At 25.3% G+C, this 13,985-nt stretch carries 20 protein-coding genes; 2 read left to right on the top strand and 18 right to left on the bottom strand.

Annotated features, from left to right (window positions below):
- Window positions 1-14 precede the first annotated feature (14 nt).
- Complete coding sequence (locus tag NBW53_RS04075) at window positions 15-1,394, top strand: peptidoglycan D,D-transpeptidase FtsI family protein (RefSeq protein ID WP_250278809.1); 1,380 nt, start codon at window positions 15-17, stop codon at window positions 1,392-1,394.
- A 267-nt stretch (window positions 1,395-1,661) separates the two neighbouring features.
- Here the strand turns inward: NBW53_RS04075 and NBW53_RS04070 are convergent, their stop codons facing one another.
- The 14 genes from NBW53_RS04070 to NBW53_RS04005 are packed head-to-tail and all read right to left on the bottom strand — an operon-like array spanning window position 1,662 to window position 11,200.
- Window positions 1,662-2,147: a phage holin family protein gene (locus tag NBW53_RS04070; RefSeq protein WP_250278808.1), complete on the bottom strand. Its 486-nt coding sequence runs from the start codon at window positions 2,145-2,147 to the stop codon at window positions 1,662-1,664.
- Window positions 2,148-2,155: 8 nt separating this feature from the next.
- On the bottom strand, window positions 2,156-2,956 hold the full coding sequence (locus tag NBW53_RS04065; RefSeq protein WP_250278807.1) for a M15 family metallopeptidase: 801 nt from the start codon (window positions 2,954-2,956) through the stop codon (window positions 2,156-2,158).
- Window positions 2,957-2,967: 11 nt separating this feature from the next.
- Entirely contained in the window at window positions 2,968-3,207 is a 240-nt protein-coding gene (locus NBW53_RS04060; RefSeq protein ID WP_250278806.1) for a phage holin, read from the bottom strand.
- Between the two features lie 14 nt (window positions 3,208-3,221).
- Window positions 3,222-3,365 (bottom strand): hypothetical protein, encoded by a 144-nt coding sequence (locus NBW53_RS04055; protein ID WP_250277201.1) that lies wholly within the window; start codon window positions 3,363-3,365, stop codon window positions 3,222-3,224.
- Between the two features lie 2 nt (window positions 3,366-3,367).
- Complete coding sequence (locus NBW53_RS04050) at window positions 3,368-3,649, bottom strand: hypothetical protein (protein ID WP_250278805.1); 282 nt, start codon at window positions 3,647-3,649, stop codon at window positions 3,368-3,370.
- A 16-nt stretch (window positions 3,650-3,665) separates the two neighbouring features.
- Window positions 3,666-4,364, bottom strand: a complete 699-nt coding sequence (locus tag NBW53_RS04045; protein ID WP_250278804.1) for a hypothetical protein — start codon at window positions 4,362-4,364, stop codon at window positions 3,666-3,668.
- Between the two features lie 13 nt (window positions 4,365-4,377).
- Entirely contained in the window at window positions 4,378-4,758 is a 381-nt protein-coding gene (locus NBW53_RS04040; RefSeq protein ID WP_250278803.1) for a phage tail-collar fiber domain-containing protein, read from the bottom strand.
- Window positions 4,758-5,591, bottom strand: coding sequence for a phage tail protein (locus tag NBW53_RS04035; protein WP_250278802.1), 834 nt, complete (start codon window positions 5,589-5,591; stop codon window positions 4,758-4,760). The genes NBW53_RS04040 and NBW53_RS04035 overlap by 1 nt, the downstream gene beginning before the upstream one ends.
- A gap of 5 nt (window positions 5,592-5,596) precedes the next feature.
- A complete protein-coding gene (locus NBW53_RS04030) occupies window positions 5,597-6,712 on the bottom strand; it encodes a baseplate J/gp47 family protein (RefSeq protein WP_250278801.1) in 1,116 nt (371 codons plus the stop codon).
- Between the two features lie 15 nt (window positions 6,713-6,727).
- A complete protein-coding gene (locus NBW53_RS04025; protein WP_250278800.1) occupies window positions 6,728-7,108 on the bottom strand; it encodes a DUF2634 domain-containing protein in 381 nt (126 codons plus the stop codon).
- Window position 7,109: 1 nt separating this feature from the next.
- On the bottom strand, window positions 7,110-7,397 hold the full coding sequence (locus tag NBW53_RS04020; protein WP_250278799.1) for a hypothetical protein: 288 nt from the start codon (window positions 7,395-7,397) through the stop codon (window positions 7,110-7,112).
- 4 nt (window positions 7,398-7,401) lie between these two features.
- Window positions 7,402-8,157 (bottom strand): hypothetical protein, encoded by a 756-nt coding sequence (locus NBW53_RS04015; protein ID WP_250278798.1) that lies wholly within the window; start codon window positions 8,155-8,157, stop codon window positions 7,402-7,404.
- Window positions 8,158-8,159: 2 nt separating this feature from the next.
- Window positions 8,160-8,813: a hypothetical protein gene (locus NBW53_RS04010; protein ID WP_250278797.1), complete on the bottom strand. Its 654-nt coding sequence runs from the start codon at window positions 8,811-8,813 to the stop codon at window positions 8,160-8,162.
- 11 nt (window positions 8,814-8,824) lie between these two features.
- Window positions 8,825-11,200 carry a phage tail tape measure protein gene (locus NBW53_RS04005; RefSeq protein ID WP_250278796.1) on the bottom strand — a complete coding sequence of 792 codons (2,376 nt, stop codon included), beginning with the start codon at window positions 11,198-11,200 and terminating at the stop codon, window positions 8,825-8,827.
- An 86-nt stretch (window positions 11,201-11,286) separates the two neighbouring features.
- On the opposite strand from NBW53_RS04005, the gene NBW53_RS04000 reads away from it, so the two are divergent.
- A complete protein-coding gene (locus NBW53_RS04000) occupies window positions 11,287-11,553 on the top strand; it encodes a hypothetical protein (protein ID WP_250278795.1) in 267 nt (88 codons plus the stop codon).
- Window positions 11,554-11,578: 25 nt separating this feature from the next.
- Here the strand turns inward: NBW53_RS04000 and NBW53_RS03995 are convergent, their stop codons facing one another.
- Genes NBW53_RS03995 through NBW53_RS03980 form a run of 4 tightly spaced genes read right to left on the bottom strand, consistent with a single transcriptional unit; the run spans window position 11,579 to window position 13,984 of the window.
- On the bottom strand, window positions 11,579-11,722 hold the full coding sequence (locus NBW53_RS03995; RefSeq protein WP_250278794.1) for a hypothetical protein: 144 nt from the start codon (window positions 11,720-11,722) through the stop codon (window positions 11,579-11,581).
- 59 nt (window positions 11,723-11,781) lie between these two features.
- Entirely contained in the window at window positions 11,782-12,132 is a 351-nt protein-coding gene (locus NBW53_RS03990) for a DUF6848 family protein (protein WP_250278793.1), read from the bottom strand.
- A gap of 29 nt (window positions 12,133-12,161) precedes the next feature.
- On the bottom strand, window positions 12,162-12,599 hold the full coding sequence (locus NBW53_RS03985; RefSeq protein ID WP_250278792.1) for a hypothetical protein: 438 nt from the start codon (window positions 12,597-12,599) through the stop codon (window positions 12,162-12,164).
- An 8-nt stretch (window positions 12,600-12,607) separates the two neighbouring features.
- Entirely contained in the window at window positions 12,608-13,984 is a 1,377-nt protein-coding gene (locus NBW53_RS03980; RefSeq protein ID WP_250278791.1) for a DUF2586 family protein, read from the bottom strand.
- Window position 13,985 lies beyond the last annotated feature (1 nt).

Below are 13,985 nucleotides of genomic sequence, written 5' to 3'. Positions count from 1 at the left end.
TAGTAGGTGATATTATGCGTTCTAATATAAAGAAAGTATTTTGGTTTTATTTTTTATTATTTTTTATACTTATTATTTATTTATTATTATTTACAATATTTAAAAGTAAACAAATAATTGGTAATCCATATAATCCAAGAATAAATAACAACAAAGATATAATAAGAGGTAATATTCTAGATAGAAATCTTAATATTTTAGCAAAAACGGATAATAAAAGAATATATATTTATTATAATACCTTTGCACATACAGTAGGATTTATAGATAAAGGTGGATACGGTATAGAATCTAAATATAACTTTGATTTACAAACTTTAAATAATGATTTATTACAAAGGATAGCAAAAGAATTTAACGAAAATAAGTCTCTTCAAGGAAATGGTTTAGTTTTAACTCTAGATAAAAATTTACAAGAATATTGCTATAATAAACTAAAGAATAAAACTGGAGCAATAATTGTTATGGATAGTACAACTGGTAAAATTTTATCTATGGTTTCTTCTCCTAGTTTTAATCCAAACAATATAACAAAAGATTGGTCAAACCTAGTTAATGATACCAAAAATAATCCTTTTTTAAATAGAGCAACGCAAGGTTTATATCCTCCTGCCTCTGTTTTTAAAATAATTACCTCTGCTACTTTTATAGAAAATTATCCAAATTGGGAAAACTATACCTATACTTGTAATGGTTATGAAATACAACAAGGTATTAAAATATCTTGTGCTAATAAAAAATCTCACGGAAATATAAACTTAGAAAAAGCCTTAGCTTTATCTTGTAATAGCTTTTTCTCTCATTTAGCTACAATTATTACTCCAGAACAAATTTACCAAACAGCTGAAAAAGTTCTTTTTAATAATAACTTAGATTTTTCTTTAGACTATAACAAAAGTAGCTTTGTCCTAAATAATAATTCTTCTATTGATGAAATAATGCAAACATATATAGGCCAAGGAAAAACTTTAGTTACTCCACTTCATATAGCACTTATTGGTTGTAGTATAGCAAATAATGGTATAATGATGAAGCCTTATATAGTAGATAGTAATATTGACTATAAAGGTAAAATTATAAATAAAACTATTCCTAAAAAACTTACTAATGCTTTTTCCATACAAACTGCTCAAACTTTAAAAAATATGCTTCAAAAAGTTGTTACAGAAGGTACTGGCAAAAAAGCGCAAATTAAGGATATATCTATATCTGCAAAAACTGGCACTGCACAAATAGAAGGTAAAGAAGAACATACTTGGTTTTTAGGTATGGCTCCAACTGAAAATCCTAATATTGTAATTTCTATAATATTAGAAAATTCTGGAGAAAATAGTAATATTGTAGAAATAGCTAGAGACATAATTAATTTTACTTATAACAATATTATAAATTAATAATTATATATACCATTTATCAATTTTTTAAAGTTTTGATTAAAATAAAAATACAATATAAACAAGATACAATAAATTAGTAATAAATTATTGTATCTTGTTTATATTGTATTATAATATTATTAATTATTATATCAAATTTATCCTCAAATAATTATTTTATCTTTTTGTAAGCAACTAAAATTTATGTCCTATTTTTGCAAAATTTATGTCCTAAAATTATATATATAAATTATAAATTTTGCATATTTATAAAAAAGAGAGTGTCTATTCACTCTCTTTTTCTTCTAAGTTATTAATTACTTCATTAACATTTCTATCAATCATTTGATTAGCAACTTCAAGACCTTTAATTAACCATTTAGGAACAAGATAACCTTTATCAAGTTCTACCATATTTTCTAAAATACTTCTAAATTCATTTATTATACAATGAGCAAGTATAAACCAACCAATAGATAACATTATATGTAAATTTACACCTATCACTTCACCTATTTTTTGAAAAGTAATACCAAGACCAAACCCCATAGCTATTAGACACCATATTAAAAACTTTTTAATAAAGCCTTTCATTGCTTGTCTTGAGCTTTCTTTTTTTAGGTATCTAGCTTTCATTACTCCAGTTGTATAGTCTATTATATTTAAGCCTAGTAAAAATATAAATAAAAACCAAAAATCACCTAAAATAGCCGATAATATACCTGTTATTGTAGATATTATATAATTTACTTTTGTTTCAAAAATATTCATACTAACACCTACTTTTTAAATATTTTATCTAAAATAGATTGTTTTAGTTTAAAAAATATACTGTTATTAGTTTCATTATATCCTGTTTCAAAACCTAAAAACTCTGCTAAGTCTCTAACTTTTACAAAGTTAAAGCCACCACTATTTATAGCTTTAACAGTAGATTTTTTGTTATTTACTTCTACACTAACATTTTGTAATATATCTTCTAAATTAGTTATTTTTGTTTTATCATCATATTTAATATTTTTATTTAAAAGTTCGGCTAAGTCTCTTATTTTTATAAAGTTTTCACCTTTTTCATTTATTACAGTAAATGCTTTTGTTTTACCATTATAGCTATAATTTCTAGTTACAAACATATATTTATCAACTTCCTTCCAAGTTTTTTTGAAATTTTCTGGTGTTCCATATTTTTTAGCAAGAGTTGTTGTATTTCCATATTTAGTAAACTCTATATGTGGTTTGTCGGGAAAGCCTTTCCAATTTCCACCCCATTCAAACCCTAATTTAACGGCTACACTTCCTACCTTTGCAAACCAATTGTCTGTATCATTATATATACCTTTTCCATCATTTCTGTAAATATCAAAAGCCATACCCCAGTTATGATTACTATATGGATATTTAGCATTTGTTACTATATTACCTGGCTTTGTTATACCTTGTGCATATAGGTCATTTTGCTCTTTTTCTGTCCTAAAAGTTTGACTAATTCCAACTATCAACCCATTTTTTTTACATTCTTCTAAAAATTTAGGTATTATAGCTTGTACTTCAGGGTGTAGTAATGTTATATCTCTACTCATATTAACTCTCCTTAATCTGTTATCCCTTTAGTTACTGGATTAATAATATTATTCCATAAAGATACTAAGACAAGTCCTAAAACATAAGGATTTTTTAAAGCATTTAATACTAAATTAAATAGGCTTTCCCAAGTTGTTAAATCTTGTCCATTCATACCAAAATATGCAAGTATAGGTGTAGCAATAGCTAATAATGTATTTACCCAAAATATAGGATTTTTAAAGCGTTTTTTCCAATTAATTTTACTCATATAAATTTCTCCTTTTAATTCATCAAATTTACAAGTTCTGTATATTGTTCTAAAGTTATTCTTTTAAAATTTAAAAACAAATCAAGTCTTTTTAGCATATCTTCTTTTTCATATTTACCAGATTGAATTATTATTTTTGAACTTTCATATGTACTCATTATTAGTTACCGCCTTTCATTGAGTTTATTTCTTGTAAACAAGTTAAATAATTTAACTCATTTAAAATTTGTGCGTTTGTTTGTACTTGTGAAGATATTTGAGTTTCAGTGTTTAATTCTTTAAAAATATCTAGCCATTTTTTTTGATGAATATCATATTTTCTATTGATTAAATTAGGGTCATAATTGTTAATCTTTATTATTCTTGAATTTTCTTCTAATTCTTCCGATAAACTACCTATTGTATAACAAAAATTATCTTCATCTAAATATGCGTAATACATATTCAATCCTCCTTATTTAATTAAATTCTATGACTTGAACGAAATATTTAGTAGGTGTAAAGTCATTACCCCAACCATAAAGACAATTAAATCTTAATGTACTTGCATTATACAAATATGCAATTATTTCTGTATTATCATTATTTGTTGTGTCATTTGACAAACAGTTGGTTAATACTAATGTTTTATTAACATCAACAGAATTAATGGTTATTGATTTAGAGTCCATATCTCTTCTATTAGAAAAACTACCGTTAAATACTTGAATTTTTTTAACGCTACTTAAATCATTGAATTTTTTTCCTAAATTACCAACTTGTGTTGATATTTCTGTTACTTTATTTTGTAAGTCTTGTGTACTAGTGTTAAGCTTCTGTAAGTTTGTTGTGTTGTTATTAATTGCACCTGGTAACCTATTTACTCTATCCGATATTTCTGTAACTTTATTTTCAATTTTATACTTTTCTGTTTCTTTTGCTACATTATTTATTTTTCCTTCAAAATCTATGTTAGCAATATATTCATTATGTTTATGATTTATATTTGAATATGTATTATCGTGATTATGTTTCTCTAATTCATTTTTTAAAGCAACATCATTATTTATTAGCTGTTCAAAACGTTTATTAGGAGTGTCTGCGTGTACTTTATCGGTTTCTTTAATTTTTTCTAAGTTAGAATTAAATTTTGCTTCATTTGTTTCAAAGTAGTTCATAACATTCTCCTTCCTAAAATTCATCTTCTATAAAAAATCTTAATTGCATATCATTATCTTTATATTTAGGCTTAAAATTTTTTATAGCTATAATATCGTTTTCTTCATCTATTAAAGCTACTTCTGTTATTTTTTCATTAATAAATTCATTTTCTAATAAAGTACAGAAATATTCACATTTATTATAATCTGTTATTTTATAACCATCTATATTTTTTCTTCCTATTTCATTGTTTAGTGTAGCTTTATCAAAATCTATTTCTAAAGGTTCATTTAATTCATTTGTACCACCATTTCCAAAAGCCATCTTAATTACTTTAGGTAAAGGCTTTTCTCCACATCTGGCTTTTATTAATTTTTCTTTAGCTATTTTTGTTGTTATGCTTGTTGCCATTATAATTCCTCCTTTGTTCCACCAGATATATATGAAATATATCCATTATATAAATAATCTCCGTTATATTTATAATCTCCGTTATATTTATAATCTGATATTGTTTGTAAACTAATTCTATTTTTTATATTATTTTTAAAATTTATTTTTAAATCTATCTTTTTTAAATTTATTTCTTGTAAATTTGATAAAAGATATTCTCCATAATCATAGTCTCCGTTATATTCTATCTGCCCATTATAATATATTTTTTTATTTATAACTTTACCAAAATTAATATTAAATACTATATCTGTCTTATATATAAATTTTTCACTAATAGTATTGTTTATAATATACTTATAAGCATAGTTAGGTTTACTTGAAGCCTGTTTCACTTCCATTACAGTATTTTTTATGATTCTAAAGTTATAATTACTATTATCTATATCTTCAATAATAATTACATAAAATTCTGCCCAACGTTCTTTATCATATAAATAACAAGGCTCTATTTCTACATCATAACCAAGCGAGTTTAAAGCAAGTATTATTCCTTGTTTTGTTCCAGATTTTTTCATTACTTCGGCTTTAAGAATAAGTCTTTTTCTTAACTGAGTATCTTCTTCATTTTCAAATCTAAACATATTTCTATCTATTGCCAACTTATCTAAGTAAATATCTGTTGCTGTGTTTATATTACTTTGTTTTGATACTTCTAAAATTTTATTTTTTATATCATCATATTGTAAACCTATAACTTTAAATAAAATATAAATTTTACTTTTTTCTTTTAGTACTTTAAGTGGATAATGTACCAAACTAAACATATAATCACTAAATTTTTCAAACATACATATCACACTCTTTCTATACTAACATTTACCCTATTAAGTATAATAATTTTGTGTTTTTCTAGCTTAACATCTGTTGAGGGCTCTAGTATTTTTATAGCTGTTATTTCATCATCTAAATTTTTTCTTACATAAAATATAAGCTCTGATAAATATAAAGTATTAAGCTCTCTCTTGTTACTTATTTCAAAATATTCTTTTACGTAAGTTATTGCTCTTTCTTTTAAACCTTCTTCTGATGCACTATAATCTATATATAAAATTAAATTTATATCTATAGATACTGTTTCTGCTGATTTAACAAGAACATTATCATAAACACCTTTTATACTTTCTATAGCTTCTCCAACATCTTTTAACAGTTTTTCTCCTGCTGTCCCATTATAACTAGCCACTACTATATCAACTGTACCTTGTCCTCGTGGGTGCATATCATTAACAATTACATATAATACCCCTTCTACACTTTCTGCTACGTTTTTATATTTTAACGCTGTTGAATATGTTGCAAGTTCTGACCAAGTATTTAAAGTTCTTTTTCTGAAGCTTTCATCAATTTCTATATCTGAACCTTCTTTTATAATCCAATCTTCTTCATTAGATAAATACTTTATATTTTCTATATGTACTAAAGACTGTCTTATACTATTTGCCACTACATTATATTTAGAACCTGTTTCTTCTGCTATTATAAGTATCTTCCCTGTTTCTTCATTAGCTTTTATTACTGTTTTTTCTGCTGATATAAACCTATATTCTTTACCTGCAAGACTAGACAATGTTTTAAATACATACCCTTTAGGTATTATTAATTCTTTTTCTTTATCTATTTTTTGAATAGTTAAATAGCCTTCTGTTTTTGTAGCCTGTTTTCTATATTTACCATAATCTTCTGCCTTATTGTCAAGCCATTCTTCATTAGCATATTTTACAAACATACCCATATATATTTTTCTAATCAATATTGAAATCTCAATTTTTATTCTTAAAAAAATCATTATTATAGTACCTACAACTGAACAGTTTTCAAAGTTTTTAATTCCAAAATCTTCTCGCTCTAATTGTTCTATTAACTGTTCTTTTTCTTCATCAATAGTTTTTATAGGTATTAGCTTATCCAAAGTATCCTTATTAATTTATATCACCTCCACTTTTACTCTATCAAGTAATAAAGTTATTTCAGAAAAATATTCATTTATATAAAAGCTAATATTAAATATAAGTTTATCTATCTTTTCTTTAGTTTCTATATTAATACTACTAGAATCTACATAATCTCTTTTTGATAATTTTGTAATTATTCTATGCTTTATTTCATTTATTAGCATTTCATCTATTTCTCTATGTAAAAAATCATATAGTGAATAACCAAACTCTAAATCATAAAATACATCTCCTTCGTTAGTAACCATTTCAATTTTTATATTTTGAATTATTTCTTCATTTTCTTCAATTTTAATAATATCATCATTTTTTATAATAATGGAATTATTAAAATCAACTTTTATGTCTTGCATTTTATCCCAACTTTCGTATTATAATAGGATATTCTAATTCGCCATTTATAAAATTAAGAACAACTATATCATCTACTTCTACTGTTATATCTGTATATATATTTGCAAGTTCTGGATAGTTATCATCTTCTTTTTTGTTTACATCTAAAATTTTAAGATTTACTTTGTTTCCTTCTACTTTAGTTGTTTTAGCTAATAAACAAGGTGGTATAAAAATGTGTTGAAAATTTTCAAATATAAATTTTTTAATGTTATTATTAATAGCCTTTTTAAAGTTATCATTACTCATAAAATCACTCCTTAATAGTTATTTTAGTTCTTATAAATCCATAGTCATTAACTATAAAATTTATTTTATCTACTTTAAAAGAACCTTTTAGCTTATAGTGTTCTATATAAATATTATCTAGTAAATTTAATTTAGGCATTGATATAGTTTCAATTTCCCAAACTTTAGGACATAAATTTTGTAAATTTAATATGTTCTTACCATAAATAAGTTCATATATTTTTTGTTGCTTTTCTTTATCATTATAAAAAAATTTATCATTTTTAAAGAAAAAAGTACTATCTTTTATATTAAATTTTTGTTCTAAATATTTAATTGCCTCAAGTCCATTTTTATTCCTTATACTTATTAAATTTTTAATAACTGTGTCATTATTTTTAATAGTCATTTCTTTTATATTAGATTGATTTAATATAAATTTTAATATTTCATCAAAAGTAGCATTTGTAAAACTTTTATTTATATTTGTATTAACTAAATTTAAAAATCTATTTTTAGCTACAATTTCAAAATCTTTAACATCTGTTACATTTCCTGTAAATATTTTCTCAAACTCATTGTTGTAACCAAGTTGTATAACTACTTCATCATTTTTGTTTATTGCTATTTCATCCAATATTTTTTCAGAAAATCTTATAATGACAAAATCAAAGTTTTTGTCTATATCTAGTTTTAAATTTAATGTTATATATTTTGAAAATGTATAACTACCCACATTAACTAAAACTTCTGGAGAAAAATATTCATTTTCTTTATACATATTTACCCCCTTTTATTTTTAAAATATGGACTAATAGGAGAGTTTTTAAAAGGGTCTGTTCTTCCTTTATTTGTATTATTTTTAGTAGGACTTGTTCCCCTACTTCCATTAAGATATTTACCCCAATCATCATCACTAATAGTTAAATTATTAGAATTACTAATAATATTAATCTTGTTAGTAGCATTTTTATTACTTGTTACTTTTTTATTTGTTGTTGTAGTTACTTTTTTAGAATTACTAGCTTTAATAGTTATTGCTTCGTATTCTCTAAGGCTTAAACTAACTGATATTTCACTTTTATTATTAGCTATTTTACTAGAAAAATCTTTTATTATAACTTTATATATACCCCTTTGATTTATATACTTATTTACAATATCATAAATATTAGGTACTTTTTGATTTTTAGATTTAAAAATATCTTGTATAACTTGTAACTTTTCTTCTTTAGTTTTACCTTGTATATCATCTAGTAATATTAATTCTATATTTATACTACTATCATCAAATCCTGTAGCTTGAATAGGCTTTTTACCTTTACCTTCAACTTCTAATTCTTCAATAATAGCACTACCTTTTATTTCTAAGGACTTTATAATACCCGTAAGCAATTTTCCATTTACCTTAATGTCATTGTCATCTATAACACCCATATAGCACCACCTTAAGCTGTTTCTTTTTCTGCTTCTTCTGTAATTTCTTCTACTAAAGACATTACTTTTTTTAAGTCTTCTAAATCTTTAACATTAAACTGTATATTAATATTATTAGTTACATATTTTTTAGTTTCTGTATTGTTAGATTGACTATTACTTTCTGTTTTTGAAATAATTTCTTTAAGGTTAACTGTTTTAGGCTTGTTTAAATCTGTACTTTCTAAACCATTTATATTTTTAAAGTCATAAAAATCTATAATGTTACTTACATTTGTAAAACTATCATTTATTATTTTTGCTGGTATATTTTTCGTTTTGTTCATACCTTCTGCAATAGTTGTATTTATTCTACTACCAGATAAAGTTAAATCTGATAAAGGACCTTCTTTTGCATCGGAAAATGGTAAGTATTGTCTTACTTTTGAAAAACCATTTTTTATAGCATTAACTGGAGCCATAACTTTGCTTTTTATACCTTCTGCAATAGTTGTCATTATTTTTTTACCACTTTCTAAAAGATTAGGTATAAAGTTTGTAAAAAAGTTATTAAAACTTTCTTTTATATTATTCCAAATATTTGAAAACCCTTCTTTTAAAGTATCCCAATTTTTTATAATTAATAATGGTAGCCCAATAAAAGGCATAAAAGCTGATAAAACAACTAATAACCAGTTAGGCGTGTCTTCTAATATTCCTTTTAACCATTCCCAACCTGCCACAACACCATTTACAATATTATTCCACGTGTCTTTAAGCCAAATACTAACTTTATCCCAGTTTGTCCATAATAGAATAATAACTCCTATAAGTGCTATTATTGCTATTACTATCCAAGTAATAGGGTTAGCTAAAAGTGCTGTTGTAAAACTCCAACAACTAGATATTAAGGCTGGTAACTGTGTTGTTGCCGTTATAAATGCTTGTTTTCCAAAAGATACAATACCTTTTCCTACTGCCTTTAAAGGTGTAGTTAATAAATTTAAACCATTTTTAATCTTACCAGTAGATGATTTTAAAACATCTCCTGTATACATTCCATATATTCTAACTGTATCCATTGTATCTTTAACTTTTTTCATACCATTATTAAAACTAGCAAACACTTTTATACTTGTTGTTACTGCCCCACCTACTAATCCAAAACTAAGTTTCAGTACTCCTATTGTTGTAACTAAGCCTGTTATACTTACTACTACTATTCCTATATCTCCAACTAAGTCTCCATTTTTAGAAATCCAGTCATTTATATGTTCAAGTATAACTGCACCTTTATCAAGCCAAGTATTAACTACTGGTAGCATATTGTTACCTATTTCTTCTACTACGTTTTGTATACGTTGTTTTAACAATATAAATTTTTGACCATCATCAACAGAAGTCATAGTATCAACCATACCACTAGCAACACTTGTGCCTTGCCCCATTGTGTCATATAAAGTTAATATATTACTTTGTAAATCTCCTGTTTTATTGTAAAGTAAATCTATAAGTTTAACTGCTTCTTCTGTTCCAAAAGCTTCTTGTAATTGTAATTTTTCACTTACATCAAGGGTTTCTCCAAATTTCTTTTTAATTTCTTCTAATATTTGTGGCATAGATAATAGTCTATTATTTGCATCTGTAAAGTTTAATCCTAGTTTTTGCCCTGCCTTACCTGCACTATTTAAAAAGGCTGTATATTTTGTACCTGCTTCACCACCACTCATTGTAGCTTGTAACATTCCTAAAATAGCTAACTGCTCTTCTAGTGGTACGTTTGCACTTGTAGCTGTTCCTCCAAGTCTTTCTATTGCACTAGCCATTTCAGAACCTGTTGTTTTAAATTGCTGTACCGATTTTGATATACCAGCACTAAACATTTCACCAAATTCAATATCTGATAAGTTGCTATAATAATCTTTATATATACCATAACCTGTAGCAAAAAGGCTTGTCATTTCTTCAATAGTAGATTTTGTAGCTTTTGCTGTTAAACCTGCTAGTTTAGTAAATTCTGCTACACCTTCATCTGTTAAACCAGCAATACCACTTTTTATATCATAAGAAGCTGTTATAAACTGTGCTTTTGTTGTTCCTGCAAACTCATTTGAAAAAGCTTTTGCTCTATTTTCTATTAGTTGTAAATCTTCATATCCTAAACTTGCAAGCTCTCCTAGTGCCTTTTTAGTTTCATAAGTAGCTTTTACTGGTGTTAATAAAGATTTTGCAATAACAGTTCCTGTACCTATCATTAAAAAGCCTGTTTTTGACATTTCTTTAAATTTATTATTTAACCCATCTAAACCAGTTTTTAAAACTTGTAAACTACCATTTACTTGTTTACTTACACCAGTCATATTATCAATCATATTTACTATAACTGATAACTTGAAAATAGACTCCATATTTCCCCTCCTTTCATCTATAACAGTTTACTTTTGTTAAAATCTATAGTATAATTAAGTATATAATTTTTTAAGAAGGTGTTATTATGAGTATATTCTCTATTATATATTTTATATTGCTTATAGTTTTAGGTATTGTAGCTATATGTTGCATTCCACTTCTAATAGCTATTTTTATAGGCTTTTTAATTCATTTATATAATATACCATTTTATATATATTGTTATTTTGTGTTATCAAAAAAAGATTATGATTTAATAAGTAATATTAATTTTATTAAAAGAAGTTCTTTAGCTACTAAATGCTATTTTTATTTATTAACACTTAGAAAACCTAAGTTTAATTTTGAGTAGGACTAAAAGTCCTACTCTATTTTAATTATTCTTCACTAAAAGCTTTAACTATTGCATTTTGCATAGTTATCATTTCCATTTCTCTTGCCTTTTTAGATAGGCTATATAAGTTAAATAACTCTTCTAAATTTATTGTATATAAATCATTTTTTATGTACTGTTTTGGCAAATATTTATATATATGTAATATTATTTCATCTAAAAAAGTTATATCATCTTCTAACTCTTCTAAAGCTTTTTTGCTGTAATATTATCTGTAAAACCGAACATTTCTAATATTTTTGCTGTAACCATTTGTGAAACGCCCACATAGTTTTCAACAACATTTTTAAATTTTTCTTTCTGTTCTTCAATAACATTTTCTTGTGAAAAATCAATACCAGCTTGTAACTGTTTTTTACTAGCATTTCTTACATACCTACTAAAACTTGCTGTGTTAGGTGCTTTAAAATAAAATGTTAAATCTTCCCCCATTTCTTCAAGCTCCACATTAATTTTAATTACCCTACCATATTTTTCTTTTAATTCATTTTCATTTATTAAATCTTTTTTTACTTCTTGACTTTTGTTTTCTTGCATTTTTAATTCCTCCATATAATATAAAACTTTTAAATAGGTTTAACACCATTCATCACTATTTCACCAAAAACTATAAACTCTACATCAACAAGTATACTTTTATCTCCTTGTTTACCACCACTACTTCTTTTTGTTGGCGTAACTTTTGTTATAGTATCTATAATAATAGGCTCACCATCATCTGCATAACTAACTACTATTTTATCTATAACTAAACTATAAAAGCTAATACCTTTACTTTTACAATAATTAACTAATTCTTCATAGTCTTCTCTCAAAAATGAAATTTTTAAGTTAAGTTTATAATTACCTGTTCCATAACCTCGTGGCTTATTTCCAAGTCCATAAACTTGTTCTTTTTCTAGCTCATCATCATAAGTTATTTCCTGTGCTTCAATTAATAAACCATCTATATTTAAGTCTATTGAAGCCCAATCATAGTATTTTCCATTTACTTTTTGCACCATAACACCTCCTAAATATTATTTTCAAAGCCCATATCAATTTCAATTTCTCTTAATATTCCAATAGGAATAGCTCTTATTTTAAATTTAAAATTACTTGTAGCTAGTATATCTTGCCCTTTTGGTATAATTACCCTTGCTGAAGATAATTCTTTATTTTCAACCATTCTTTCAACTGGTACATTTATAAATTCAGTTATTTGCTTTAAGCTAACTTCTGGATTTGACATATCTACTTGACTATGTAATTTTAAAGTAGCTGTTATAAGAGTTTCTCTAACTGCTTTATACATTGTTCTAGTACGTTCTACAAACTCATAGTCTGAACCTACTTTTGCAAAAGTCCTAGCATTATTTATATAAGTACCTTCTACACCTGCATAAGTTATAGCTACGGTATAACCTAAATCATCTAGTTCAGAGTTTATATTTTCCATACCTTTTGGCATTAGTTCAAGTACACCTTTTATGTCAAAACTATCAACTTGTCCTATACTCTGCTGTACATTAGATTTTGCATATAAACCCATTATTTTAGACGCTAAATTTTCTTCTACTTTTTTTCCATCTCTCATATAAGTAGCTCTTGATACAACAACCTGTAAACCTCTTGATATAATTCCTTTACTTTCATTTCTAAGGTATTCGGCATACTGGTCAATAGTTTCTTCATCCCCTATTTTTCTTGCTTCACAAACAAAAATACAAGGCTTTTTATATTTATTAAAAAAGTTTTGTTCTTCTACAACTAAACTTGACCAGACTTCTTTTTCACTTTCCCCTAAAATATGTACAAATTCAAAGTTTAAATTAGATTTTTTTACATATTCAAGGGCTTCTAAAATATTTGATATATTAGTTTTAGGTCTTGTTGTATAAACTTCTATAAACTCGTCTTTTACAAAATTATCCCCTGTAAATTTTATATTTACACCATATCCGTCTACTGAATATGTACTATTTTGAGGTATAGTCAATTCATCACTTTCTAAATCATTTAAGTAATACTTAAATATACCTTCATTTAAAGCTCCACTATTGACTATAACTACTTTTAATTTAAAAGCATTTGTTGGGTTACCTTCTACTGTAATAGTACCTGTTGTTAATTTTTTAGATTTTTCTTTTATAGTTCCATTTTCTGATATTTTAACTGGCATTGCATATATAGTTCTACAACCACTTGATAAGCTATCTATTAAACTATCTGCAAGTGGACTATTGCCAACTTTTTCCCTAATATCATCATTAGTCATATTGTCGGTAATAGTTATAGGTATAGTGCTTTCTATGTTAGATACACCTATTTTTATATGCAAGCCCTCACCCTTTGTAACACTAGAACCTATACCAAAATCTGTAATAGTATGTTTTACATTTGATAGCAAT

It is taken from the genome of [Clostridium] colinum, assembly GCF_940677205.1.
GTDB classification, from domain to species: Bacteria; Bacillota; Clostridia; order Lachnospirales; family CAG-274; genus Tyzzerella; species Tyzzerella colina.
This window is presented reverse-complemented; position numbering and strand designations above follow the sequence as displayed.